The following is a 26,043-nucleotide window of genomic DNA, read 5'->3' on the forward strand; positions in this document are numbered from 1 at the left end:
GGATATTTCCTATATTTGGTTATGCCAGTTAAAAAAATTAATGAGAGAAGCATCCTTTGTAGAACGAAATAAAGAAAAATGGACGTTAATTGAAAATAATTTATCAATTAATATGCAGGTTGATCCAGATGAATTGGCCTCAAATTACATTGAGCTCACAAATGATCTGGCGTATGCGCAAACCTTTTATCCTGAAAGTAAGGTAAAGGCTTATCTGAATGAACTGGCCGTGACCGTCCATCAGAAAATCTATAAAGATCAGAAAGCTTCCAATAATAAGTTTAAATCTTTTATCACCGAAGAGATACCACAAGCAATTTGGTCCATCCGTAGACCTTTGTTATACTCCTTTTTAATTTTTGTTTTGGCTTCGGTCATTGGTTTTGTGTCGTCTGTATACGATATGGATTTTATTCGGCTTATTTTAGGTGACTACTATGTTGATTCGACGATAGAAAGCATAAAAGCAGGAGATCCTGCTGCGGTATATGAAAAGGGGAGTAACTTTGGGTCAGCAATTTGGATTACGATTAATAATGTGCGGGTTGCCTTTATGGCCTTTGCTGCTGGACTATTTTTCAGTGTAGGAACAGGTTATGTTTTGTTTAGCAATGGTATTATGCTTGGTGCATTTCATCATATGTTTTTCCAGTACGGCGTTATGGGGAAAGCCATGTCGGCGATTTGGATTCATGGCACTATTGAGATTTCGGTAATTATTGTGGCTGGAGGATGCGGGTTGGCCATCGGTAATAGCATTCTATTTCCCAAATCGTTTACACGTTTGACATCTTTCGTCCGCGCAGCAAAGATTGCGATGAAAGTTCTCGTCAGCACAATTCCTTTTTTTATTATCGCTGGTACATTGGAAGGTTTTGTAACACGGTATTATAATGTGTCAATTTGGTTATGCTTATTGATTATCGTTTTATCCTTACTGGCTATCCTTTATTTTTATGTTATTAATCCTTATCGACTAGCAAAACGATTTCAATGGAAATAGATTTTGAGTTTCAAAAAGAACGGAAGGTAGGGGACTTTGTTCAAAGTTTCATAGATCTTTTTAAATTGATCTATAGACACTTTGTTTCTACTATTTTTGGTTTATCTGCGGTACCTCTAGCAGGGATTGCCTTGGTTTATTATTTTCTGTCTACAAAAATCACATTCTCTGCCAACAGTGATTCTTTTGAGGATATCGATGCTTTTACTTGGGCTGGATTACTCATTTTGGCGCTGGTAGCTTTGGGGCTTTACGTTTATGGTATTTCTATCGAATATTTTTTACTGCTCAAAGAGCGCAAAAGTACAGCATTTTCGGGCGCAGAGGTGCTGAAGAATTTCCGATCAAACCTCGGGAAATACTTTATGTTTTTAATTGCCATGATATTGGCGTTAATTGTCGTCTTTATTCCCCTGGCCATCGTCGCTGCAATTTGTGCTTTTATCCCTTTCGTCGGGAGTTTTGCGATCGGTATTTTGGGGTCGATGGTCGGCATTTGGTTATTTTGCTCATTTTTATTTTATCGGGAAGGTTATTCGGATCTAGGGAGCTGTTTTACAGATGCCTATGTGATGCTGAGCAAAAAATTGATTCAATATGGTATCGCGACCTATATCGTGAATTTTATTTTTCAAATGGCGGTCATGATGATTTCCATAGTTCCTTTGATTATCATGGGGCTTTTATCATTCAACTTCTTAGGTATAGATGCCGCCTTTTTTGATTCATCCTGGGGAAAACTGCTGATGACATTGGGAGGCTTATTTATCACGTTATTTACCCTTTTTCTGTATATGTCCGGTGTTTTGGCCAATGGTATTATTTATGAAACGGCCAAGGACCTCAAATTTGGAGAACGTATTTATGGCATGATCGAAAAGATAGGAGGAAAAGATGAATAGACTCTTCGTTTTTTTTGGTATCGCCTTATTATCCATTTTTTATGCTTGTGATCCAAAACCAAGGGATACGGATTCCAATAGTGATAGAATCGATTCGCTCAATGTGAGAATAGATTCGACCTTGGTGGGAACAGATTCTGTCGCTATTGACTCAATAGCCGTAAAAGCTCCTAATGGCCAACAGGAAAACGATGAAATTGACCTGTGGGATCCAACATTATTTGATTCAATCCCAAAATATACCGAAGAACGTTCGTTTAAAATGGATCCTTATCAGGATATCATCAAACGTTACGAGACTGATGATTTTGTTTATTCAGAAAATATTAAGGATCGCGTAGGCGTATTACAGCGCATCCTTGCGCGGCTCGCGGACTGGATTGGAAGTATCATGCCAGATAATCCCTATAAATTTCGGGAAGAGTTTGGTTATGTATTTGCTTTTTTAGCTGTTATTGCGTTAGCGTTTATCCTTTATAAAGTGCTCTACAACAGAAAACAATATTTTATTAAACATAGTGAAGAAGAGAGTGAACTTGACGTTTTAGCGTATGTAGAGCGAAACCTGATGAATAGCAATCTAGAACCTTACATTCAGGAGGCTATTGCGCAAAGGAATTATGCGTTGGGAATCCGATACTTACAGCTATTGAATATTCAGAAACTAGCGCAATCAGATCATATAAAATGGAAGCTGAGCAAAACAAATGCTGAATTTGCAGAAGAGATTCAAAACGAGGAGCTCCGTCGTGGATTTGCTGAATGTACAAGAATATTTGATTATGTCTGGTTTGGTCAATTTGAATTGGCAGAAGACAATTTTAGTCAATATCAGCAATTGTTTCACCAATATCAAAAACAGATTAAATGAAGGGATCGGTAAAATTTGGATTGATATTATTGACTGTTGTGTTAGTGCTAATAGCTCTTATCGATGCAACAAGTAAGAAACCTATTATCTGGGATCGGACTTTTGATGCAAAGGATAAAAATCCCTTTGGAGCTTATGTATTGCGTCAAGAACTGAAGCATATCATTGATCAAAAGAATACAACGATTGAGCGACCATTGTATGAGTATCTGGATAGCACAAAGAAAACAGACGCTAACTTATTTTTTTATACCTCCTATTTTTCGATGGGTGAAGCCGCGGAAGATAAGTTACTTGATTATGTAAACCGGGGTGGGAAAGCAATGATTGTAGCTGAGGATATTGATAATTATCTGTTGGATTCCCTGGGTTTGAAAGCAGATAATTTCTATGGTTTTAAAAAAGGTGTAGATATAAAAAGTCAGTTGCGCGTTCGGTTGATGAACGATAACAATAAAATTCATTACAGTAAATCAGATCTTGGCGAAGTATTTAAAAAACTTCCTAAAAATGCGACTATTTTGGGCTCGATCACCTATAAGGAATTTGCGCTACCGAACTTCATCGCGGTTCAATTTGGTAAAGGAACGTTCTATCTTCACCTGACCCCTGATTTATTTGGGAACTATTACTTGCTGAATTCCGCCTCGCAATATGCCTATGTTGCGAAGTCGTTATCTTATCTAAATGATAAGCCGATCGCTTGGTATGATTTTAAAGCGAATATGGAGCAATATCGGACACCTTTGCGTGTATTGCTTATGAATGATGGTCTTCGGCAAGCCTGGTATGTTTTGTTAGCGGGGCTAGTCCTTTTGCTTGTGTTTAGAAGTAGACGTGAGCAGCGGGCTGTGGCGGTAGTGAGTCCGGAACCAAATCTCTCGAAGGAGTTCTGTGGAACCATCGCTACTTTATATTATGAAAATGGTGCACCAGGTAATATGGTCGCAAAAAAAATAGATTACTTCCTGCACGATCTTCGGATGCGCTTTCATTTGGACACGCTGATGTTGCGGGAAGAAGAGTTCAGTGAGGAACTGGCCGAGCGGTCTGGGGTTTCGCTCGCAGAGACACAGTCTTTAATCAGGCTGATTGTTCGTATGCAAGATGCTAAACAACATGATGTGGCTGATCTCAAATTGATTAATGATACAATAGAAGAATTTAAACATAAAGCAAAAATGATATGAGTGACTTCGATAAATATATATCTTTTGAAAATCGAATAGATGTGTCCGTTTTATTCGATAAAATGGCGCAGGTAAAGTCGGAGGTGAAAAAAGTAATCGTTGGGCAAGATCAATTGATTGACATGCTCTTAATCTCGATCTTGGCTTCAGGGCATTCTTTGATCGAGGGCTTGCCTGGGGTGGCAAAAACATTATCCGCAAAATTGATTGCCAAAACTATTCACAGTGAATTCAAGCGGATTCAATTTACACCGGATTTAATGCCTTCGGATGTAACGGGATCGTCGATACTCGATTTGAAAAGTAATGAATTTGAATTTCGTCGGGGACCTATTTTTGCAAATATTGTTTTAATCGATGAAATCAATCGTGCTCCGGCAAAGACACAAGCCGCACTTTTTGAAAGTATGGCGGAGCAACAAGTGTCGGTCGATGGAACGACCTATCGATTGCCAGGACCGTTTATTGTTTTTGCGACACAAAACCCCATCGAACACGAAGGTACTTATCGATTGCCGGAAGCTCAGCTCGATCGTTTCTTGTTTAAGATCAATGTGAATTATCCTGAACTTGAACAGGAACTGGAAATATTAAAGGAGCACCATGCCCAAAAAGCAGAGAATAAAGAGGATCAGGTTCAGGCTGTAGTTTCGGCCGCAGAAATTTTAGAATTCCAGAAATTGATCAAATCTATCTTTGTTCACGAAGAGTTGTTAACTTACATTGCTCAAGTTATTATAAAGACACGCACGAATCCAAGTTTGACCCTTGGGGCATCACCGCGGGCTTCTATTGCTTTGTTGGAATCAGCAAAGGCTTCAGCTGCCTTGACAGGCCGAGACTTTGTTACTCCTGAGGATATTCGGAGGGTGGCATCTGCCGTACTGGGCCACCGTGTTATGTTAACTCCAGAAAGGGAAATGGAAGGATTTACCACCGCTTATGTCATCGACCAAATCATTAATTCTGTAGAAATTCCAAGATAATGAAGAAATTAAGGCAGCTTTTTCTAACAAATCAATTCTTCTACACCCTATTAGGTGTAGCAACACTCTTTACATTTTCTTTTTTCGTTAAAGGATTGTTGATTGTGGCTTGGATTGTTTTTTGGATATGGTTGGCTGTTTTGGCTTTTGATTTTATTGTCTTGTTTTCAGGAAAGGGGCGAATTGAGATCACAAGGATATATCCTGAAAAATTATCCAATGGCGATGAAAACCCGATGCGTCTGATTGTGAATTCTTTTTACCCGTTTGGGACAAAAGTGGATATTTTGGAGGAGTTTCCGGTACAGCTTCAAATTCGGGATAAAGATTTTGCGACAAGTTTGCTGGCCTTTCAGCGTTCGGAAATTTCGTTTTCCTTGCGGCCCACACAAAGGGGAGTTTATCAGTTTGGTCGTTGTATGGCTTTGGTTAAGCGTTTTGGATTTTTCAAAAGAAGGTTTGTTACCAATCAAGAACAGGAAATACCCTGTTATCCATCCTATATTCAACTCCGAAAATACCAGCTTTTGGCAACAAGTAATCGGTTGAATGAACTGGGGATAAAGCGTATTCGACGGATTGGTTCGGCTATGGAATTTGACCATGTTAGAGAGTATGTGCAGGGGGATGACTATAGACACATGAACTGGAAGGCATCTGCAAAAGTAAAGAAGCTGATGGTCAATCAGTACGAAGAGGAGAAGTCTCAGCCAATTTATTCTTTTATTGATTTAGGTCGGGCAATGCGTATGCCATTCAACGGTCTTACCTTATTGGACTACTCGATCAATGCAGCACTCGTTCTTTCCAATGCGACCATCTTAAAGCAGGACCGTGCCGGATTATTAACCTTTTCAAAGGATATCAATGCATTTATAGCGGCTGAGAAGAGGAATAATCAAATGCACAAGATTTCGGAGGCACTATACCAGGTGTCGACCAAATTTGAGGAGTCGGAATTTGGAAGATTATATAGTTATGCCAATGCACATATTAATAAACGTTCGCTGATTTTTGTCTATACAAATTTTGAGACCTTAGATTCCTTAAGACGTCAGCTAAATTATCTGTCGATGTTAAATAGAAGCCACATTATTGTCGTTGTTGTTTTTAAAAACGTAGAAATAGAGGATTTAGCGAAGAGTACGCCGAAAAAGACAATAGATATTTACAACCAGGTCATTGCTGAAAAGTTTATCTATGAGAAACAACTTATCGTACAGGAACTGATTCGCAATGGGTTTCAGACAATCTATACAGCACCGGAAAACCTGACCATTAACTCCATCAACAAATATTTGGAAATTAAGGCACGTGGCCTTATTTAATGATGGAGGTATCTTTGACCATTACTTTTGTCCACAAATGCTGATATTTTTCGATCGCTTTTAAATGAATCGGATGTGTCTCGTACGTTGTAATATCTTTAAGGTTTTTGAAAGTGACAATCAACGTATAGTCAAAGCTGTTGTCTACGACAGGTCTCGGGTTTGTCTGCGCCGGAACTCCATAATTGAGCGTTTTGATGACGTCGATTTTTCGAAGGTCCTCAAAAAATCCAACAAAATTCTTTTTTTCTTTTTCACTGAGATCTTTTTTTAGCCAAAAATTGACAACGTGTACAATGGTGCTGGACTCGATAGCCTCATCCGATTGAACTGTATTTGCCCATGTGGGAGCAGTTACGAGCACCATGGGTGCTAGAAGAAAGTTGCGTCTTTTCATGATTGAAACGGTTTAGAAGCTTTAAGATACAAAACCTTCGTGAATTCACCAATACCAATGACGCTCATCGTGAGAAAAGGTTTTTTGTGTTTAATGAAAAATAGGCGTTTTTAACAAACAAAAAAAGGAAGACATCATGTCTTCCTTTTATCTTTTTATGGAGGGTAGGCTCTTACAAACCAAACTCTTCTTTCACTTTATCGATATAATCCAGTTTTTCCCAAGTAAAAAGTTCAACCTCAATTTGCTTTTTCTCGCCAGTTGAGCTTTCGAATTCCTTGGTTACTTTTCTTGGTGTTCTTCCCATGTGTCCATAGGCAGCCGTTTCTGAATAAATTGGATTTCTCAGACCCAAACGCGTTTCAATTCCGTAGGGAGTCATATCAAACAAATGAGCAATTTTTTCAGCAATCTGACCATCGGTCAAATTTACTTTGCTCGTTCCATAGGTATTTACATAGATTCCCATAGGATCTTTTACACCAATTGCATAGGAAATCTGTACGAGAATTTCATCTGCAACACCTGCTGCCACTAAGTTTTTAGCAATATGGCGCGTTGCGTATGCAGCAGAACGGTCTACTTTAGATGGATCTTTTCCTGAGAAAGCCCCTCCACCATGTGCACCTCGGCCGCCGTAGGTATCGACAATGATCTTGCGACCGGTAAGTCCTGTATCTCCGTGAGGTCCACCGATAACAAATTTTCCAGTTGGATTGATATGAAACTTAATTTCATCGTTAAATAACAACTGAAGTTCTGGTTTCAATTGTGCTTTAACACGAGGAATTAAGATCGTTTTGATGTCATGTGTAATTTTATCCAACATAACTTGTTCCGTATCGAAGTCGTCATGTTGTGTGGAGATTACGATTGCTTCGATTCTTTTTGGTTTGTGATCGTCGCTATACTCAAGGGTAACCTGAGATTTTGCGTCCGGGCGCAAATACTTGATTTCGTTATTTTCGCGACGTAGCTCGGCCAATTCATAAAGTAAGCGATGCGATAGGTCCAATGCCAGAGGCATAAAATTTTCAGTTTCGTTGTTTGCATAACCGAACATGATACCTTGGTCGCCCGCACCTTGTTCTTGCCTTGTCTTGCGGTCTACGCCCTGGTTGATATCAGCAGACTGCTCGTGAATCGCCGAAAGAACGCCACAGGAATTTGCCTCGAACATGTATTCAGACTTGGTGTAGCCAATCTTTTGGATCACCGAACGGGCTATTTTCTGAACATCGAGGTATATGTTTGATTTAACTTCCCCGGCAAGGACAACCTGTCCTGTGGTTACTAGTGTTTCAATAGCGACGCGAGAATCCTCGTCCCATGCTAAAAAATTGTCTATTAATGCATCTGAAATTTGATCCGCAATTTTGTCTGGATGCCCTTCAGAAACAGATTCTGACGTAAATAAATAAGCCATGCTTTACGTAATTTTTAATATTGGATTTGCGCTAGAATGAAATAACAGCAAAGTGATAAGAGCCGTGATAGCGAAGGGTTTTTAGCACTTTTTTACTGTGGTTGCAATCTCCTTGTCGTTGCCTTGTAACGCAACAGCACGCAAATCAGTCCACATTCTATTTTTTGTGCGACAAAGCTACAATACTTTGAGGATTATTTAAAATCAAATTTATATTTTAACTTTTAAAAGCATAGGGAAGTGCGCTAATTAGTATAAAGATTACATTATTTTAAGAAATTGGTAATTTCCGCTATCTTTGGATATGTCAGAACGTAAACAAATACTGTTTGTTATTAATCCTATTTCAGGGGGGAAAAATAAAACTTCCTTTAAAAAACAAGTGCTGGATGTGCTTGATCTGCAGAAGTTTGATCCTACTTTTCAGCAGACCGCGAGACCGAACCATGCTTACGAAATTGGGCTGAAAGCGATCAAAGAAGGCTATGATGCAGTTATCGCGGTCGGTGGTGATGGGACGATCAATGAACTGGGCTCCGCTTTGGTAGGATCTGGAATTCCATTGGGGATTATTCCTGAAGGTTCTGGTAACGGCCTGGCGCTTTACTTGGGGGTTCCAATGAATGAAGCTGCTGCTATCCGTCGGATTAATCGTTTTGAATCGATAGAGGTGGATTGTGGTGTAATTAATGATAGACGATTTTTTAATATCGCGGGTTTAGGTTTTGATGCCTCTGTAAGTGAAAATTTTGCGAATGAAAATATTCGCGGACCTTTGGGCTATATGAAGTCCGTTTTTAATGTGCTCAGCAAGTATCAGCCTGCACATTACAAATTGACGATTGATGGAAAGGTATACGAAAGGCAAGCGTTTATGATCAGCGTAGCGAACTCTCCCCAATATGGAAATAATGCCTATATCGCACCACAGGCTTCGGTTAACGATGGCATTTTAGATGTCTGTATCGTGCACAAATTTCCGCTTTACATTTTGCCAAAGATGATTTTCCATCTTTTTAATAAATCGGCAGATCAATCCAGTTATGTCGAGATCATTCCTGGAAAGAACATACAGATCGAGATTGATAAGGTGTCACCGGTTCATGTGGATGGGGAGCCGATCGAACTTGGCGATAAATTGGATATTTCTATTATGCCAAAAGCATTAAAGATAATTTGTTAAGATCATGAGTAAAAATAAGAAACAGTCCTATGAGGGCGTTGTATATTCAACAGATGACAGCTTCAGCTATCAGCTGGCTGATTTTTTTCAGGAAGCAGATACGTTACCTGTAAATCAGCAAAACTTAAAAGTGCAGCTTGACCGGAAAATGCGGAAGGGGAAAGTTGTTACGTTGGTTACGGGGTTTGTTGGAAAAGCGGAAGACTTGGAGAATTTAGGTAAATTGTTGAAAACGAAGTGCGGAGTGGGTGGAACAGTGAAGGATGGGGAGGTCATCATTCAGGGAGAGTTTAAACAAAAGATCTATGATTTGTTACTTAAAGAGGGGTATCGCGTAAAATTAGTTGGTGGTTAAACAAGTATATCAGGGATAATCGTGGTAAATCTAATGAATTGTCTATTAGGCAAGTATGCTTTGAGTGTAGGATGTCTAGTTGTTCAGAAACATGAGTAATCACTTACTTTTTGTCGTTTAAAATCCTTGATTTTTTTGCATATCAAAAAAAAAATGGCTTTCATTGTAAAATAATTATTGCGAATAAGCGATTTAGCATAGAGTAATAATGATTATATAACGGGAACTGCTGAGAAAAATAACACTGATTAATGGTGTGTTCAGTTTGAAAAAACAAATTTGATTTTTTTTATATATTTGAGATGAATATTTTAAATTTGACATTAAATATTAAATTTGCTTTGCAAAATTGGTCTCAAAAGCGAATAAGAGTGCATATAATTTAAACAACATTATATATTTAAACAACAGTAAAAAACTAAAAATTAGAAAAATGGCAAACGCACCTAAAACTGCTGCAAAACAAGAGAGCAACAACGGAGGATCTTTCTTTGCTCAAGCTGCAATCATCATCTGTTTCATCGTGGGTTTCTGTGTATGGAAATTTGTGATGGGCAATCCAACTAACTTCGTTGACAACAATCCTGAAAATGCTCCAAATCCAGGTAACTACTTAGGAATGGTTTACCATGCTGGGGCTATCGTACCTGTTTTGCTTGGTTTATTCTTGATGGTATGGGTTTTCTCAGTAGAACGTTTTATCGTTATTAACAAAGCTTCTGGTAATGGTAACGTAGGAAACTTCGTTCGTAAAATTCAAACATTGATTAATGGTGGAAACATCGATTCAGCTATCGCTGAGTGTGACAAACAAAAAGGTTCAGTAGCAAATGTTGTAAAAGCTGGTTTATTGAAATACAAATCAGTATCTGCAGATCCTGAAGTAAACACTGAAAAAGCTGCTATTGCAATTCAAAAAGAAATCGAAGAAACTACAGCATTAGAAATGCCAATGTTAGAGAAAAACTTAAACGTTATCGCTACATTAGTTTCTATCGGTACATTATGTGGTCTATTAGGTACAGTAACAGGTATGATCAAAGCGTTCTCGGCATTAGCAACAGGTGGTGCTCCAGATTCAGCTAAATTGGCAAACGGTATCTCTGAGGCCTTGATCAATACAGCAACTGGTATCGCGACTTCAACATTCGCTATCGTATTGTATAACATCTTTACTGCAAAAATCGATAAATTAACTTACTCTATCGACGAAGCTGGTTTCTCAATCGTACAAACATACGCTGCAAACCACAAATAAGAACTATGATGAAAGTTTTTGATTTTATTTTATGGAAATCAAAAATCAAAAGCATCATAGGATAGAAGATTGAGTTTTTAATTTAAAAAGAAGAATTTAAAATGGGTAAAGCAAAAGTAAAAAGAGCCAGTACGTCGATCGACATGACAGCGATGTGTGACGTATCGTTCTTACTGCTTACGTTCTTCGTCTTAACGGCGACTGCGCGCCAACCGGAAGCATTGACGGTGGATACCCCAGCATCGACTACAAAAGATAAGTTACCTGATTCAAATGTAGGTATGATCACAATAGGCGATCAAGGTAAAGTTTTCTTCGGTACGACTGATCAACAGGTTCGCGTAAAAGCACTAGAAAGAATGTCAGCAAAATATGGCGTTGGCTTTTCACAAGAAGATTATGATCGTTTCAAATTGATGGAAAACTTTGGTGTACCAATGTCTAAATTGAAAGGATTATTAGCTCTGGATGGAAGTAAGCGTACGGAAAAAGGTGTGCAAACTGGTATCCCGGTTGATAGTACAGAGAATACTTCAAATGAGTTGTATTACTGGGTTCAAAATGCCCGTCTTGCAGCTGAGGAAGTAAATAAAGAAAAGGAAGCATCTGATAAAAACTTCGTGCATCCAGGACCTTTAAAGATGGCTATCAAAGCAGATGCGAATGAAAAATATCCTTCGGTTAATTTAGTTATTGAAACGTTGCGCAATCAAAAGCAAAACAAATTTAGTTTCATAACAGGCATGCGTGCTGAGGAGAAATAATTGACGATTTAATAAGAACAAACAATGGCAGAATTAAATCAGGATAGTGGTAAAAAAGGCAAAGGCGGGAAAGTAAGATCCAAGAAGAATGGCGGTAAGGTCGACCTTACAGCGATGGTGGATTTGGCGTTCTTGTTGATTACCTTCTTCATGTTGACCACATCCTTAAATAAACCGCAAGCGATGGATGTGGCTATGCCAGACAAAAATAAAATTAAGGAGCAACAAAGCGATGAATTGCTTACAGCAGATAATCGCTCCCTGACAATTTTATTGGGTTCTGACAATAAAGTCTCTTGGGTATATGGTCAAGTTGCTCGTCCGATCGAAGGTCCTACTGTTGCTGGTTACGGTGCAGATGGGATTCGTAAGGTTTTGATGGAGAAAAAGGCATATGTACCTCGCGTTTCAGGCGGTAAAGACATGATCGTAATCATAAGACCGAGTGATAAATGTACACAACGTAATCTTGTTGACATTCTTGACGAGATGAAAATTGTAGACGTAAAACGCTATATGATCGGAAAGATTACTCCAGAGGAAGTGGACGTGTTAAAACGTGACAATATCTATAATGATTAGTTATTAGATTGACACAAAAAACTAAAATAAGATGATAGGGTCAAAATTAGATATTTTTAAGAAAGAATGGCTTGACGTCGTTTTTCAAGGCCGCAATAAGGAGTACGGAGCTTATGAGCTTCGTAAGCTAGCGCCTAAAGCGACTAACAGGGGACTTCTTGTCGTTATCGGCATTGTAGTCATAGCCAGTTTCCTTAGTGTTTATGGAAGTAAGCTGTTCCCGAAGAAAGCCGTTGAGGCTCCTCCTGCAGTAACTGAAGTTACTTTGGAAGACCTTGAAGAAATCAAACCACCAGAGCCTGAAGAAGAGGAGCCGCTTCCACAAGAACCGGAAGAAAAACCTCAACAAGTGGCTATGGATGTACCGAAAGAAGATTTGGTTCGTTTCCCTGAACCTAAAGTAGCTCCTGCAAACAAAGTTGTGGAAGAAGTTGCTTCTCAGGAAGAGTTGAAAGATCCAAATAAAACGCCAGCGCGTATTACTTTGAAAGGTAGCCCGACTGGTACTTCTGTTGCACGTGGTGAATTTGGTTCGAAAAAACAAGATGGCGCAATAACTGGTGCTGCAAAAGGCGATCCAAATGGTAATGGAGATGAAATTCTTCCATTTAATGCCATCGAGGTTCAGCCAATGCCTGTAGGCGGTATGCAAGCATTTATGTCTTGGGTAGGTTCAAACTACGAGTATCCAGCTGCGGCAACTGAAAATGGTGTAAATGGTGTCGTTGAGGTATCTTTCGTTGTAGAAAAAGATGGTAGCTTAACAGACATCAATATCAAACGCGATTTGAAATATGGTACTGGTGATGCAGCCGTAAGGTTGCTTAAGAAAGCGAAGAAATGGAAACCTGGTATTCAAAATGGTCGTCCAGTTCGTGTAGCGTACACTTTACCAATTCGATTGAACCTTCAAAATTAGAATGACAAATTTTAATTCGAATAATAGTTCAAATTATAGACAGAAATCGCCTCTGAAGCGGTTTCTGTCTATTTTGGGACTATTTATGTTTGGCTTTTATTTTGTTTTGGGCCTTTTGATTATATTCTGGGACAATTTTCCCATTGAGATTAATCCAACCTACAAAACAATCTTTGGTGTCGTATTGATCCTGTATTCTTTTATGCGATTTGTGCGGCTTTGGCAAAATAATTTTTAATTAACTGCCCTCTTCTTTTTGGCTAAAACCAATTCTCTCTTCAAAAATTAAACTATTTTTTAATTAAACTGTCTTATTTTATGATGTATCATATGAGAAAATATAAAATGATTCTTGTGATGCTTGGCATCTGTATGGGCATTTTTGTTTCCTGCGAAAATAAAACAAAGCAAACGAAAGAGAGCGATGATATTCTAACGGGTAAGCTACCCGTTATTGTGGATCAAACTTTGTTGCCTATTATCCAAGAATCTGCGGATGTGTTTGAGAGTTCTTATCCAAATTCGAGTTTGGAGCTTATTGCTCGTCCTGAAATTAAAGCGGTGAATGCATTGCTTGGCGATTCGGCCTATGTGGTTGTGTTGACGCGCAAGCTGACAAATGAGGAAGATAGCTACTTTAAAAAGCGAGGTATTCAACCTAAAATATTCCAAATGGCGTCGGATGCCGTTGTATTGATCAATAATCGTAACAGTGCTGATACTATAATGCCTCAAAAAGACGTTAAGTCTTTGTTGGAAGGTAACTTAGCAGGACAACGACTGATCTTTGACAACGCCAATTCAAGCACACTGCGCTATTTGAAAGATTATTTTAAATTGAACAAAATCGATCCGAAAGCTGTTTCTGCTTTGAAAGATAGTGAGGATGTGATGAAATATGTGAGCGAGAATGCGAATACAGTAGGCGTTATTGGTTATAATTGGTATTTAAAAGCTGTAGAAAAAAATTCGAATTTATTGGATAAAATTCGTACATTGAGCATCGAAAGTGTTGGTAAGGAGGGCGAAAAGGTCAGTTTTTATAGACCATCCCAATCTACTATCGCCGACGGCTTATATCCTTTTGTAAGACCTGTCTACATTATGAACTATCAGCCGAATATGGGCTTAGGTTTAGGCTTCAGTGCCTTTTTGACAGGAGATCGTGGACAACGTATTGTATTGAAAGCTGGACTGGTTCCTGCTACAATGCCTGGACGTGAGATCATTATTAGAGATGAAAGTTATATTAAATAGATAATAAATAGTACAAAAATAGATTATGACAAACAGTAAATTATTATTTAGTCTTTTATTGGCGGGATCTGTGGGCACAGTAAGTGCACAAAGTTTGAAAGATGCTAGAGCAGCCATCGAGGCTGAAAATTATGGTAAAGCGAAAACTATCCTTCAACAGTTAGTGACTAAGCAACCTAAGAATGGAGATAATTATTTCTATTTGGGTCAAATTTATTTGGTAAACGACAGAGCGGATTCTGCCGCTGCGATTTTCAACCAAGGTTTGGCTGCTGATCCAAAGGCTACAATCAACAATGTAGGTTTGGGCTATGTTGACTTAATGAAAAAGGATAAAGCGAGCGCTGAATCTAAATTCGCTTTGGCAACAGCAAAATTAGGTAAGAAAGATTACGAGCCATTATTGGAAATCGGTCGTGCATATATAAAAACGCCTGAGCCCGATTATGCGAAAGCTTTGGAATACCTAACGCAAGCGAAAGAAAAAAACAAAAAAGATGTTGCAATTCCTATCGCATTAGGTGATGCATACCGTGGTTTAAAAGAAGGTTCATTAGCTTATACAAGCTATGGTGAAGCGACTGATATCGATCCAAATTCAGTACAAGCGAAAGTTGGACAGGCTGTTATCGTACGTGGAGCGCAGGCTTTTGATGAGGCAATTGGACAATTGCAGACTATCGCTACAGAAACTCCGGCATACGCACCTACTTACCGTGAGTTGGCTGAAACATATAACCAATGGTCTAGATTGCCGGGTACTTCTGACGAGAAATATGTCGAGTTAAATAAAAAAGGTGTTGAGCAATACAAAAAATACCTGGAAGTTGCGGGTGATAATTCATTGGAAGCTAAAATCCGTTATGCCGATTTCTTGGTTTACGCGCGTCAATACGACGATTTGAAAGTAGTTTCTGAAGAATTAGCTCAAAACCCTTCTGTAGATCCAAAAATCTATCGTTATTTGGGGTATATCGCCTTCCAAAAAGCTAAAGATTATCCGAAAGCATTGGAGTACTTAAACCAGATGTTTAGCAAAATGGAAAAAGATCGTGTAATTCCATTGGATTATATGTATCTAGGTATGTCTGAGATTGCTGCAAATAGCCCAAAACCAGCGGCTGCTGGTGCAGATAGCACGGCTACTGCGGCTCCGGTATTGACAGCAGAGAATACGGCGAATATTCAAAAGGGTATTGCTGATATTAAGAAAGCAATTGATTTAGACAAAGAATTGTTGGGAGAAACAGCTGAGTTGGCATTTGCTAAATACCAAGAGCAAGAATTGCAGACAGCAGCCTCTTTATTCGAGCTAGTTGCTTCTTATAAAGATAACAAAACATATTTGTTTGATGCAAACTACTATGCTGGAGAAGCCTATTACCAAATCGGTGCAAAGGAAGATGCTGCTAGTAAGAATGAAGAACAAGTCGTCGTTAATCAAGAATTGAGAGATAAAGCAATTGCTGATTTGCAAAAAGCACAGACTTTCTTATCTGTTATTGAAACGACAGACAATAAAGAAGCACAAGATAAATATTTGATCAATGCGCTTTATTATAAAGCTTTTGCTGCCTTAACCGCGGACAACTTGGAGCAACCTAAAGGTGATTTTGTTGCACCATTCCAAAAATTGATCGAAACCATCAATCAACGTGGCGCACAAGAGAAGAATAAAAATTATTTGATCGATGCAAATACATATATCGGACTTTACTATTACGTGAAGCAAGATCTTCCTAAAGCGAAGGAGTGCTTCCAAAAAGTATTGGCTATAGATCCGGCAAATGAAGCTGTTAAAGGTTACTTAGAGGGCCTGAAATAAGCTTAAATAAAATCATTCTAAATTAGGCGTAGATAGTAATATCTACGCCTTTTTTGTTTTGATTTTTACCTTGAAATCTCTATATTTAGAGATAGTTACCAATATAAATTTTAATTGAGATGGAGCAAGCCAATAGTATGCCGATAGACTACTTGCCTATATTTATACAGCTTTTAGTAGCTGTAGGATTTGGAGTAGGTACCATAATTATTACACATCTTATCGGGCCAAAAGTCCGCACGGAAAACAAGCTTGGAGCTTTTGAGTCGGGAATTGAAGTTGTCGGAAATGCCAGGCAGCCTTTCTCCATAAAATATTTTTTGGTCGCTATCCTGTTTGTCATATTTGATGTTGAAGTTATTTTCATGTATCCATGGGCAGTCAACTTCCGGGAAATGGGACTACAGGGCTTGATCGAGATGTTTATTTTCATGGGACTGCTCTTGTTGGGCTTTATCTATGTGATCAAGAAAAAAGCATTGAGTTGGGATTAGATATTCCCGTGATGGTTGGCCTTTGGGCCAGCAATACTTAAACCTATAAATCGACTTTTCATGAGTGATATAAAATTGGCAGAAGCTCCTCCGGGAGTAGAAGGCGCAGGTTTTTTTGCGACAAGTTTGGACAAAGCCATTGGCTTGGCCCGAGCCAACTCCTTATGGCCTTTACCCTTTGCCACATCCTGCTGTGGTATCGAGTTTATGGCTACGATGGGCTCTACTTACGATTTGGCTAGATTTGGTGCCGAACGCCCGAGTTTTTCGCCGCGTCAGGCAGATATGCTATTGGTGATGGGTACCATCGCTAAGAAAATGGCTCCGGTGTTAAAGCAGGTGTATATCCAAATGGCCGAGCCGCGCTGGGTAATTGCTGTAGGGGCCTGTGCATCTAGTGGGGGTATTTTCGATACGTATTCTGTGCTACAAGGAATAGACGAAATTATACCGGTTGATGTGTACGTGCCTGGTTGTCCTCCCCGTCCAGAAGCAATTTTGGATGGTGTGTTGCGTCTACAGGATATTGTAAAGAATGAATCATTGAACCGGAGAAATACACCCGAATACAAAGCGCTGCTTGAGAAGTACGGAATACATACAAATAAATAGATGATGGAAAACAGTTTTTTATTGGATAAGCTCCAAGGAAATTTTCCGGCAAAGATTAACGAAATTCAAGATGCACACAATTTATTGACGATTGTCGTGGATACGGAAGATGTGATTGATGTACTTCGTTTCTTGAAATCGAATAAGGAGTTGCAGTTTATCCATCTCACGGATATTACGGCGGTACATTATCCGCATTTAGAAAAGGAGTTTGCTGTGGTTTATCATATTCATAGTCTCGTTCATAATATCCGAATCCGAGTGAAGGTCTTTTTGTATGGGCCGAATCCTGAGATTCCGACAGCAACCGTCGTTTGGAAAGGTGCGAACTGGATGGAGCGTGAGACTTTTGATTTTTTTGGTGTCAATTTTATAGGACATCCCGATTTGAGGAGGATTTTGAATGTAGATGATATGGAGGTGTTTCCAATGCGTAAGGAATATCCTTTAGAGGATCCAAATCGCGTAGATAAGAAAGATTTGTATTTCGGCCGTTAATTTATACGATATGAGCGAATTTATAAGCAAGATAACATCTAATCAGCCTGTCTTCGAAGACAACGATCCGCAAGACGAGTTGATTACCCTGAATATTGGTCCCACGCATCCCGCCACGCATGGCGTATTTCAGAACGTGGTACAAATCGATGGCGAGCGTATTGTGAGTGGCGTGTCCACGATCGGTTATATTCACCGCGCATTTGAAAAAATTGCTGAACATCGACCTTTTTATCAAATAACACCTTTGACTGATCGTCTAAACTATTGCTCGTCTCCAATCAATAATATGGGCTGGCATATGACCGTTGAAAAATTACTTAAAATAGAGATTCCTAAGCGGGTGCAATATATGCGTGTTATCGTCATGGAGCTTGCCCGTATTGCGGATCATATTATTTGTAATGGTATTTTGGGGGTAGATACGGGTGCTTTTTCGGGCTTTTTGTATGTGATGCAGGAACGCGAGTTTATCTATGAAATCTTTGAAGAAATCTGTGGCGCTCGTCTGACAACGAACATTGGTCGTATTGGAGGCTTCGAGCGTGATTTCAATGCTATAGCCTTTGAGAAAATACGTGAATTTCTGAAACGCTATCCTCCGGTATTGCAAGAGTTTGAAGAGTTGTTTGTTCGTAACCGCATTTTTATAGAACGAACGTCGGGTGTTGCTGCTGTAACAGCAGAAGATGCCCTGGATTATGGCTGGTCTGGTCCTATTTTACGTGCGACAGGTGTAGATTACGATGTGCGTGTACAGAATCCTTATTGCTCGTATGAAGAATTTGATTTCGATGTGCCTGTTGGCACGACAGGTGATGTATACGATCGTTTCATGGTTCGCAATGCCGAAATGTGGCAATCACTTCGGATTATTGAACAGGCATTAGCGAAAATTGAGAAAGAGCCTAAAGGAGTCTTCCATGCGGAGGTTCCTGATTTCTATTTACCTCCGAAAGAACAGGTGTATACCAATATGGAAGCTCTAATTTACCACTTTAAAATCGTCATGGGTGAGGTGGATACACCTAAAGCCGAAGTTTATCATGCGGTCGAAGGGGCAAATGGTGAACTTGGTTTTTATTTGATTCATGATGGTGGACGGTCACCTTATCGTCTGCATTTCAGGAGACCTTCTTTTGTCAATTATCAGATGTTTGCACCAATGAGTGCAGGAATGCTGATTTCAGATGCTATTATAAATATGAGTAGTCTTAACGTTATAGCTGGAGAATTAGATGCTTAGTGTAAAACAACATAATGAAAATGTAACGTTTTCTCCAGAATTGTTAGCCAAGTTTGGAGAAGTGGTAAGCCGTTATCCCGAAGGAAAGCAGAAATCGGGCTTATTGTCCATTTTACATTTGGTTCAGGCGGAATACGGCTGGGTCAGCGCAGATGCGATGGATAAGGTTGCTGTTTACCTGAATATATTACCGATTGAGGTATATGAGGTGGCAACCTTCTATACCATGTTCCTGTTGCAACCCAAAGGAAAATACGTACTGGAGATTTGCCGTACCGGGCCTTGTTGTTTGGTCGGTGCAGAGCGTATTATGGGGCATTTAGAGCAAAAGCTCGGTGTAAAGGAGGGGCAGGTCACAAGCGATGGGCTTTTCTCTTGGCGTGGTGTAGAATGTTTGGCTGCCTGTGGTTTCGGACCAGTCTTACAGATTGGCCCTGAATATACATTCTATGAGAATCTGACAGAAGATAAAGTCGACGAATTGATTGATAATTTAAAAGCTAAAACAGAATAATATGGCACGTAAACTTTTGTTGACTCATATCGATGTTCCGGGCATCAATACCTTTGAGGTCTATCGACAAAAAGGTGGTTATGTTGCTGTTGAAAAAGTATTAAAGACAATGTCTCCTGAGGATGTTGTCGAAGAAGTTAAGAAGTCTGGATTACGTGGCCGTGGGGGAGCTGGTTTTCCTACGGGGATGAAATGGTCCTTTTTGGCTAAACCTGAGGGGGTGCCACGCTATTTGGTCTGTAATGCCGACGAGTCTGAGCCAGGGACATTCAAAGACCGTTATTTAATGACACATATTCCGCATGCACTCATTGAGGGAATGATTGTATCCAGCTTCGCTTTGGGGGCTCACACGTCGTATATCTATGTGCGTGGAGAGATGATGCCACAGATCAGAATTTTGGAGCGTGCTATTGCTGAAGCCAAGGAAAAAGGGTTTTTGGGTAAAAATATTTTAGGTTCGGGGTATGATCTGGAGATCTATGTTCAACCGGGAGGTGGAGCGTATATCTGTGGTGAGGAAACGGCTTTATTAGAGTCTTTAGAAGGTAAACGAGGTAATCCGCGTATTAAACCCCCTTTTCCGGCGATAGCGGGTTTATATAACTGCCCGACAGTGGTGAATAATGTGGAATCTATTGCAACGACAGTTCCCATTATAAATTTGGGTGGTGAAGAGTATGCTAAGATCGGTGTAGAGCGTAGTACCGGAACAAAATTAATTTCCGCTAGCGGAAATATTGTAAAACCAGGTGTCTACGAGATCGAACTCGGTCTGCCTGTTGAAGAATTTATTTACTCGGACGAATATTGTGGTGGTATTGCCAACGGAAAACGAATGAAGGCTGTCGTGGCCGGAGGCTCTTCGGTGCCTATTTTACCGGCTAATCTGATCTTGAAAACTGCTGCTGGAAATAGTCGATTGATGACTTATGAGTCATTGGCTGATGGTGGCTTCCAAACTGGTACAATGCTCGGATCAGGTGGTTTTATCGTATTTGATGAGGATCAGTGCGTGGTGCGTAATACCTGGAATTTTGCGCGATTCTATCATCATGAAAGCTGTGGTCAATGTTCGCCTTGTCGTGAAGGAACAGGCTGGATGGAGAAGGTGTTGCATAAGATCGAGAGCGGTCACGGCTCGATGTCAGACATTGATTTGCTGTGGGATGTGCAGCGGAAAATTGAAGGCAATACAATCTGTCCATTAGGGGATGCTGCAGCATGGCCTGTGGCAGCAGCAATAAGACATTTTAGGGATGAATTTGAATGGCATATCCTGCATCCGGAAGAGTCACAAACACGGAATTATGGACTGGCACATTATGCTGATCCTTTACAACCAATAGTATCATAATAGAAGCTGTAACGATAAATTAATCATATCATGGCAGAAGCGGAAGATATAAAGTTTAAGGTCACCATCGATGGTATACCGATAGAGGTTGCTCCTGGGACAAGCATATTAAATGCAGCGAGACAGATCGGCGGCGATATAGTCCCTCCGGCAATGTGTTACTACTCCAAACTGGAGGGGAGTGGCGGTAAATGCCGTACCTGTTTGGTAAAAGTCTCCAAGGGATCTGAAAAAGATCCAAGACCGATGCCGAAATTGGTGGCTTCTTGTCGTACAACGGTGATGGACGGTATGGAAGTACAAAATATTACTTCGCCAGAGGTGGTGGAAGCAAGAAAAGGTGTTGTTGAAATCTTATTGATTAACCATCCCTTAGATTGCCCAATCTGCGATCAGGCTGGTGAATGTAAATTGCAGGATCTTGGATATGAACACGGCAGCGCTCATACACGCTACGAATTCGATCGACGTACCTTCGAACGCATTGATCTGGGCGATAAGATCCAATTGCATATGAACCGTTGTATCTTATGTTACCGTTGTGTTTATGTCGCAAATCAGTTGACCGACCAGCGTGTACACGGTATCTTAGGACGAGGAGATCATGCCGAGATATCGACTTATATTGAAAATGTAATCGATAATGATTTCTCCGGAAATGTTATTGATGTATGTCCTGTGGGCGCTTTGACCGATAAAACCTTCCGTTTCAAGAACAGGGTATGGTTTACGAAGCCTGTCGATGCTCATCGCGACTGTCCGACATGTTCGGGTAAGGTAACCTTATGGTATAAGGGAGAAGAGGTCATTCGGGTAACTGCTCGAAAGGATGAGTTTGGTGAAGTGGAAGAGTTTATCTGTAATACCTGTCGCTTTGATCAGAAAAAAACAAGCGATTGGGTGTTGGAGGAACCGACAGAAATAGACCGACATTCCGTCATTTCTGCCAATCACTACGAGTTATTTAATCCGCCGAAAGTTGTTAAGGAGAATCCATTACTACAGGAACAAAATCGCGAACAGTTGGCTAGAACAGAAAAATTGAAATAATCACAAACATGGAGTGGTCTTTTGTCATAGAAAAATTAATACTGGTGTCTGTTATTTTTGTTATCACCTTGGTGATCGCGATGTATTCGACACTTGCGGAACGTAAAATTGCAGGCTTTATGCAAGATCGATATGGTCCTGATCGGGCTGGTCTCTTTGGTATTTTGCAACCGTTGTGTGATGGAGGTAAATTCTTCTTTAAGGAGGAAATTATCCCGGCGGGCGCACACAAAGTGCTCTTTATTTTGGGGCCTACAATTGCGATTATAACGGCATGTATTAGTTCAGCCGTTATTCCTTGGGGGCAGGAATTGCAGATTGGAGATCGCACAATTTCTTTGCAGGTTGCGCAAGGAATCAATGTTGGGGTGTTGTATATGTTTGGTGTGATTGCACTTGGCGTATATGGCATCATGTTGGGTGGCTGGGCCTCCAATAATAAATTCTCGCTTATGGGTGCAATTCGTGCAGCATCACAGAGTATAAGCTATGAGATTGCAATGGGATTGTCGCTTATCGCTTTGTTGATGGTAACGCGTACCTTGACACTGGAAGAAATCGTTGCGCAGCAGTCGGGCTTTGTCAATTGGAATATCTGGGCACAGCCCTTGGGTTTTATCATTTTTATGGTCTGTGCTTTTGCCGAATGTAATCGGGTTCCCTTTGATTTGCCTGAATGTGAAACGGAGCTTGTCGGTGGTTACCATACAGAGTACTCCTCCATGAAATTGGGACTCTACATGTTTTCCGAATATATTAACATGTTCGTTTCCTCTGCATTGATGGCATCACTTTATTTTGGCGGATATAATTTCCCTTTTATGAATGATCTGGGATTATCTGCCAATATGATCACGATCATCGGGGTGGTTGTATTCTTCATTAAAATATTGCTGTTTATCTTTTTCTTTATGTGGGTGCGTTGGACTTTACCACGTTTCCGCTACGATCAATTGATGAATCTAGGCTGGAAGATGTTGATTCCATTGGCGATTGCCAATATTGTACTTACAGGTGTATTTACATTGATTAAAGATACTTATTTCTCATAAGAAAGGACTTTTTATGCAACTAACCAATCGTAAAAAAGTAATCGAACAAAAACCGATGACATTTTCGGAAAGAATTTACTTTCCGGCTATTATCAAAGGTTTACGCATTACATTAAGGCATTTTTTTAAGAAAATTCCAACCATTAAATATCCTGAGGAAATAAGGCCTTATTCGAAAAACTTCAGGGGGCAACATTCGCTCAAACGTGATGAGGAAGGGCGTGAGCGGTGTACAGCCTGTGGATTATGTGCTTTGTCCTGCCCTGCAGAGGCGATTACAATGACTGCTGCCGAGCGAAAGAAAGGTGAAGAAAATCTTTACCGCGAGGAAAAGTATGCGTCAGTATATGAAATCAATATGTTGCGATGTATTTTCTGTGGTCTATGTGAAGAGGCCTGTCCGAAAGAAGCGATCTATCTGGATGGACCACATGTGACAGCAGATTATCTCCGTAAGGATTTTATCTATGGAAAAGATAAATTGGTAGAACCAACTTTTGATATTACCAAATTAAAGAGCTAAACCAGGAAATTATGACAGTATTTTATTTTGTAGCCTTCTTGTCTATTTTCTTTGCGCTGCTGACCATTTTTACAAAAAATCCTGTACACAGTGTACTGTATCTGGTCATTACGTTTTTTACGTTTACAATACATTATATTCTTTTGAATGCACAGTTTTTGGCTGTGGTGAATTTCATCGTATATATGGGAGCCATCATGGTTTTGTTTTTATTTGTATTGATGCTGCTCAACCTGAATAAGGATACCGAACCCATGAAATCCAATTTGGTTAAGTTTATGGGTGTTATCGCCGGCTGTTGCCTATTGGTGACTTTCTTCGGTGTATACCGCGTATTTGATATTTCTAATCCCTTGACTGTTGTTAATCCAGAAATCGGGTTGGTTAAGAATCTGGGTAAGGTGTTGTTTAACGAATTTTTGCTTCCTTTTGAGTTATCATCATTATTGTTATTGACGGCAATGATTGGAGCAATATTATTAGCTAAGAAAGAACCTAAACAAATCTAATGGAAACAGTTGTTCAACAGTTGCAGGGGGTGCCAATAAATCATTATCTGATTTTTTGTGCGATTATTTTCGTTATTGGTGTTATCGGTGTTCTTATTCGCCGTAACGTCATTATTATTATGATGTCTATTGAATTGATGCTGAATGCGGTGAACCTTCTTTTAGCTGCTTTTTCAGTGCAGCATGGCGATTCGTCAGGACAGGTCTTTGTCTTCTTTATCATGGCATTGGCGGCGGCAGAAGTTGCCGTAGGCCTTGCGATTATTATTATGGTATATCGGAATACGAAGTCTGTGGATATCGATTCCTTAAATAAACTTCGTTGGTAGAACTTAAGAAATAAATACGATGAGTGAATTAGTTTGGTTGATTCCCCTTTTGCCCTTAATCGGGTTTATAGTGAATGGATTGGGTAGGAATACCTTTTCCAAAGGTATGATAGGCGCTGTTGGCAGCGCTGTAGTGCTTATTTCTTTTGTATGTAGCTGCCTTCTGTTCTCTGAAGTTTACCAAGCGAGACAAGCTGGACAAGCAGGCATCGTTGAACAACATGTATTTGATTGGATTGCAGTGGGCAATCTCAAGATCGGTCTTTCCTTTTTGGTAGATCCGTTAAGTGCGATCATGCTCTTAATCGTTACGGGAATTGGTTTCCTTATCCATGTCTATTCCATTGGTTATATGCATCATGATAATGGATTTGGTAAGTTCTTCGCTTATTTGAATCTCTTTATCTTTTTTATGTTGCTATTGGTATTGGGATCCAATTACCTGGTCATGTTCATCGGTTGGGAAGGTGTAGGACTATGTTCCTATTTATTGATTGGCTTTTGGTATAAGAATAGTTCGTATGCAAATGCAGCAAAAAAAGCATTTGTGATGAATAGAATAGGGGATTTAGGTTTTCTGCTTGCGGTATTTTTAATACTTGGGACTTTTGGCTCCTTAGAATTTTCGACTGTATTTCCAGCGGCCAAGAATTTTGCTGTTGGTGATATCACAGTCGTTAGCATTACCATTTTGTTATTTATTGCTGCAACAGGTAAATCGGCGCAGATACCTTTGTTTACCTGGTTGCCAGATGCCATGGCTGGCCCGACACCCGTGTCGGCCCTGATCCATGCGGCGACGATGGTTACAGCCGGTATTTATATGATTGCACGTTCCAATGTATTGTTTATCCTTTCACCGTTTACGTTGCAGCTCATTTCTGTCATAGCTATCTGTACAGCACTATTGGCGGCTGCGATTGCACTGACGCAGAATGATATTAAGAAGGTATTGGCGTATTCAACCGTTTCACAACTTGGGTATATGTTCCTTGGCCTTGGTGTCGGAGCATTTACGGGAGCATTTTTCCATGTATTGACTCATGCCTTTTTCAAAGCATTACTATTCTTAGGGGCCGGATCTGTTATACATGGTATGAGTGAGGAACAGGATATGCGTAAAATGGGCGGCTTGAAGAAAGCAATGCCTATTACTTATCTGACGATGTTGATGGGGACAATTGCGATTGCAGGAATTCCACCATTCTCTGGCTTCTTCTCGAAAGACGAAATATTGGCGGGGGCTTTTGCCGCTAGTCCGGTCTTATGGGGTTTAGGTTTTATTGGCGCATTAATGACGGCATTCTATATGTTTAGGATGCTGTTTATGACCTTTTTTGGAACATTCCGTGGCACGGAAGAACAAAAACATCATTTGCATGAATCTCCAAAGAGTATGACCATGCCACTCATTGTATTGGCTATACTTTCTGTGGTTGGAGGCGTGATCAACTTACCAGCTGTTTTGGGAGGTAATCATTGGCTTGAGGATTTCCTGGCGCCAGTGTTCTCAGAGGGAAAAGCGATAATACCTGCAACTCATCATTTGGAACACAGTACTGAATATTTATTAATGGCCGTTTCTGTTGTTGGAGTATTGATTATGGTTGCTT

28 protein-coding genes are annotated in these 26,043 nt (G+C 39.9%); 26 read left to right on the top strand and 2 right to left on the bottom strand.

Annotated features, from left to right (window positions below; all coding sequences use genetic code 11):
* The first annotated feature begins 40 nt into the window (after positions 1 to 40).
* Genes B2X72_RS08650 through B2X72_RS08675 form a run of 6 tightly spaced genes read left to right on the top strand, consistent with a single transcriptional unit; the run spans position 41 to position 6,280 of the window.
* Entirely contained in the window at positions 41 to 1,003 is a 963-nt protein-coding gene (locus B2X72_RS08650; protein ID WP_286849145.1) for a stage II sporulation protein M, read from the top strand.
* The gene (locus B2X72_RS08655) at positions 994 to 1,905 is read left to right on the top strand and encodes an ABC transporter permease (protein ID WP_286849147.1); all 912 of its coding nucleotides are present in this window, start codon (positions 994 to 996) and stop codon (positions 1,903 to 1,905) included. The genes B2X72_RS08650 and B2X72_RS08655 overlap by 10 nt, the downstream gene beginning before the upstream one ends.
* Positions 1,898 to 2,776: a DUF4129 domain-containing protein gene (locus B2X72_RS08660; RefSeq protein ID WP_286849150.1), complete on the top strand. Its 879-nt coding sequence runs from the start codon at positions 1,898 to 1,900 to the stop codon at positions 2,774 to 2,776. Before B2X72_RS08655 ends, B2X72_RS08660 begins: the two co-directional genes overlap by 8 nt.
* Entirely contained in the window at positions 2,773 to 3,966 is a 1,194-nt protein-coding gene (locus B2X72_RS08665; protein WP_286849152.1) for a DUF4350 domain-containing protein, read from the top strand. The genes B2X72_RS08660 and B2X72_RS08665 overlap by 4 nt, the downstream gene beginning before the upstream one ends.
* Positions 3,963 to 4,952 (top strand): AAA family ATPase, encoded by a 990-nt coding sequence (locus B2X72_RS08670; protein ID WP_286849153.1) that lies wholly within the window; start codon positions 3,963 to 3,965, stop codon positions 4,950 to 4,952. Before B2X72_RS08665 ends, B2X72_RS08670 begins: the two co-directional genes overlap by 4 nt.
* Complete coding sequence (locus B2X72_RS08675) at positions 4,952 to 6,280, top strand: DUF58 domain-containing protein (RefSeq protein ID WP_286849155.1); 1,329 nt, start codon at positions 4,952 to 4,954, stop codon at positions 6,278 to 6,280. Before B2X72_RS08670 ends, B2X72_RS08675 begins: the two co-directional genes overlap by 1 nt.
* On the opposite strand, the gene B2X72_RS08680 is transcribed toward B2X72_RS08675, so the two are convergent.
* Both B2X72_RS08680 and metK read right to left on the bottom strand, forming a co-directional pair.
* Positions 6,273 to 6,677 (bottom strand): Dabb family protein, encoded by a 405-nt coding sequence (locus B2X72_RS08680; RefSeq protein WP_198386003.1) that lies wholly within the window; start codon positions 6,675 to 6,677, stop codon positions 6,273 to 6,275. The genes B2X72_RS08675 and B2X72_RS08680 overlap by 8 nt on opposite strands.
* A 172-nt stretch (positions 6,678 to 6,849) precedes the next feature.
* Complete coding sequence (gene metK / locus B2X72_RS08685) at positions 6,850 to 8,103, bottom strand: methionine adenosyltransferase (protein WP_201667001.1); 1,254 nt, start codon at positions 8,101 to 8,103, stop codon at positions 6,850 to 6,852.
* Positions 8,104 to 8,407: 304 nt separating this feature from the next.
* On the opposite strand from metK, the gene B2X72_RS08690 reads away from it, so the two are divergent.
* The 20 genes from B2X72_RS08690 to nuoL form a co-directional block, all read left to right on the top strand.
* On the top strand, positions 8,408 to 9,286 hold the full coding sequence (locus tag B2X72_RS08690) for a diacylglycerol/lipid kinase family protein (RefSeq protein WP_286734148.1): 879 nt from the start codon (positions 8,408 to 8,410) through the stop codon (positions 9,284 to 9,286).
* Positions 9,287 to 9,290: 4 nt separating this feature from the next.
* On the top strand, positions 9,291 to 9,641 hold the full coding sequence (locus tag B2X72_RS08695; protein ID WP_075990317.1) for a translation initiation factor: 351 nt from the start codon (positions 9,291 to 9,293) through the stop codon (positions 9,639 to 9,641).
* Between the two features lie 433 nt (positions 9,642 to 10,074).
* Entirely contained in the window at positions 10,075 to 10,899 is an 825-nt protein-coding gene (locus B2X72_RS08700) for a MotA/TolQ/ExbB proton channel family protein (protein ID WP_075990316.1), read from the top strand.
* A 101-nt stretch (positions 10,900 to 11,000) separates the two neighbouring features.
* Positions 11,001 to 11,663, top strand: a complete 663-nt coding sequence (locus tag B2X72_RS08705; protein WP_112375110.1) for an ExbD/TolR family protein — start codon at positions 11,001 to 11,003, stop codon at positions 11,661 to 11,663.
* Between the two features lie 24 nt (positions 11,664 to 11,687).
* Positions 11,688 to 12,245, top strand: coding sequence for an ExbD/TolR family protein (locus B2X72_RS08710; RefSeq protein ID WP_075990314.1), 558 nt, complete (start codon positions 11,688 to 11,690; stop codon positions 12,243 to 12,245).
* Positions 12,246 to 12,276: 31 nt separating this feature from the next.
* The gene (locus B2X72_RS08715; RefSeq protein WP_088163319.1) at positions 12,277 to 13,164 is read left to right on the top strand and encodes an energy transducer TonB; all 888 of its coding nucleotides are present in this window, start codon (positions 12,277 to 12,279) and stop codon (positions 13,162 to 13,164) included.
* 330 nt (positions 13,165 to 13,494) lie between these two features.
* A complete protein-coding gene (locus B2X72_RS08720) occupies positions 13,495 to 14,421 on the top strand; it encodes a PstS family phosphate ABC transporter substrate-binding protein (protein WP_172462423.1) in 927 nt (308 codons plus the stop codon).
* A gap of 25 nt (positions 14,422 to 14,446) precedes the next feature.
* A complete protein-coding gene (locus tag B2X72_RS08725; protein ID WP_088163317.1) occupies positions 14,447 to 16,246 on the top strand; it encodes a tetratricopeptide repeat protein in 1,800 nt (599 codons plus the stop codon).
* A gap of 119 nt (positions 16,247 to 16,365) precedes the next feature.
* Positions 16,366 to 16,740: an NADH-quinone oxidoreductase subunit A gene (locus B2X72_RS08730; protein WP_088163316.1), complete on the top strand. Its 375-nt coding sequence runs from the start codon at positions 16,366 to 16,368 to the stop codon at positions 16,738 to 16,740.
* Positions 16,741 to 16,800: 60 nt separating this feature from the next.
* The gene (locus tag B2X72_RS08735) at positions 16,801 to 17,352 is read left to right on the top strand and encodes an NADH-quinone oxidoreductase subunit B (RefSeq protein WP_088163315.1); all 552 of its coding nucleotides are present in this window, start codon (positions 16,801 to 16,803) and stop codon (positions 17,350 to 17,352) included.
* The gene (locus B2X72_RS08740; protein WP_075990307.1) at positions 17,353 to 17,850 is read left to right on the top strand and encodes an NADH-quinone oxidoreductase subunit C; all 498 of its coding nucleotides are present in this window, start codon (positions 17,353 to 17,355) and stop codon (positions 17,848 to 17,850) included. It abuts the gene before it with no gap.
* A 10-nt stretch (positions 17,851 to 17,860) separates the two neighbouring features.
* The gene (locus B2X72_RS08745; RefSeq protein ID WP_075990306.1) at positions 17,861 to 19,096 is read left to right on the top strand and encodes an NADH-quinone oxidoreductase subunit D; all 1,236 of its coding nucleotides are present in this window, start codon (positions 17,861 to 17,863) and stop codon (positions 19,094 to 19,096) included.
* A complete protein-coding gene (nuoE, locus tag B2X72_RS08750; protein WP_286849161.1) occupies positions 19,089 to 19,610 on the top strand; it encodes a complex I 24 kDa subunit family protein in 522 nt (173 codons plus the stop codon). The genes B2X72_RS08745 and nuoE overlap by 8 nt, the downstream gene beginning before the upstream one ends.
* 1 nt (position 19,611) lies before the next feature.
* Positions 19,612 to 20,967 (top strand): NADH-quinone oxidoreductase subunit NuoF, encoded by a 1,356-nt coding sequence (gene nuoF / locus B2X72_RS08755; protein WP_075990304.1) that lies wholly within the window; start codon positions 19,612 to 19,614, stop codon positions 20,965 to 20,967.
* Positions 20,968 to 20,997: 30 nt separating this feature from the next.
* On the top strand, positions 20,998 to 22,017 hold the full coding sequence (locus B2X72_RS08760) for a 2Fe-2S iron-sulfur cluster-binding protein (RefSeq protein ID WP_075990303.1): 1,020 nt from the start codon (positions 20,998 to 21,000) through the stop codon (positions 22,015 to 22,017).
* A gap of 8 nt (positions 22,018 to 22,025) precedes the next feature.
* The gene (nuoH, locus tag B2X72_RS08765) at positions 22,026 to 23,069 is read left to right on the top strand and encodes an NADH-quinone oxidoreductase subunit NuoH (protein WP_075990302.1); all 1,044 of its coding nucleotides are present in this window, start codon (positions 22,026 to 22,028) and stop codon (positions 23,067 to 23,069) included.
* Between the two features lie 13 nt (positions 23,070 to 23,082).
* Positions 23,083 to 23,592 (top strand): NuoI/complex I 23 kDa subunit family protein, encoded by a 510-nt coding sequence (locus B2X72_RS08770; protein WP_070560982.1) that lies wholly within the window; start codon positions 23,083 to 23,085, stop codon positions 23,590 to 23,592.
* Between the two features lie 11 nt (positions 23,593 to 23,603).
* Complete coding sequence (locus tag B2X72_RS08775; protein WP_046673083.1) at positions 23,604 to 24,101, top strand: NADH-quinone oxidoreductase subunit J; 498 nt, start codon at positions 23,604 to 23,606, stop codon at positions 24,099 to 24,101.
* Positions 24,101 to 24,430 (top strand): NADH-quinone oxidoreductase subunit NuoK, encoded by a 330-nt coding sequence (gene nuoK, locus B2X72_RS08780; protein ID WP_046673084.1) that lies wholly within the window; start codon positions 24,101 to 24,103, stop codon positions 24,428 to 24,430. The genes B2X72_RS08775 and nuoK overlap by 1 nt, the downstream gene beginning before the upstream one ends.
* A gap of 19 nt (positions 24,431 to 24,449) precedes the next feature.
* On the top strand, positions 24,450 to 26,043 hold a 1,594-nt coding region (gene nuoL, locus B2X72_RS08785), incomplete at its 3' end, for an NADH-quinone oxidoreductase subunit L (RefSeq protein ID WP_286849164.1).

Source organism: Sphingobacterium sp. UBA7253, from assembly GCF_002472745.1.
Taxonomy (GTDB): Bacteria; Bacteroidota; Bacteroidia; order Sphingobacteriales; family Sphingobacteriaceae; genus Sphingobacterium; species Sphingobacterium siyangense.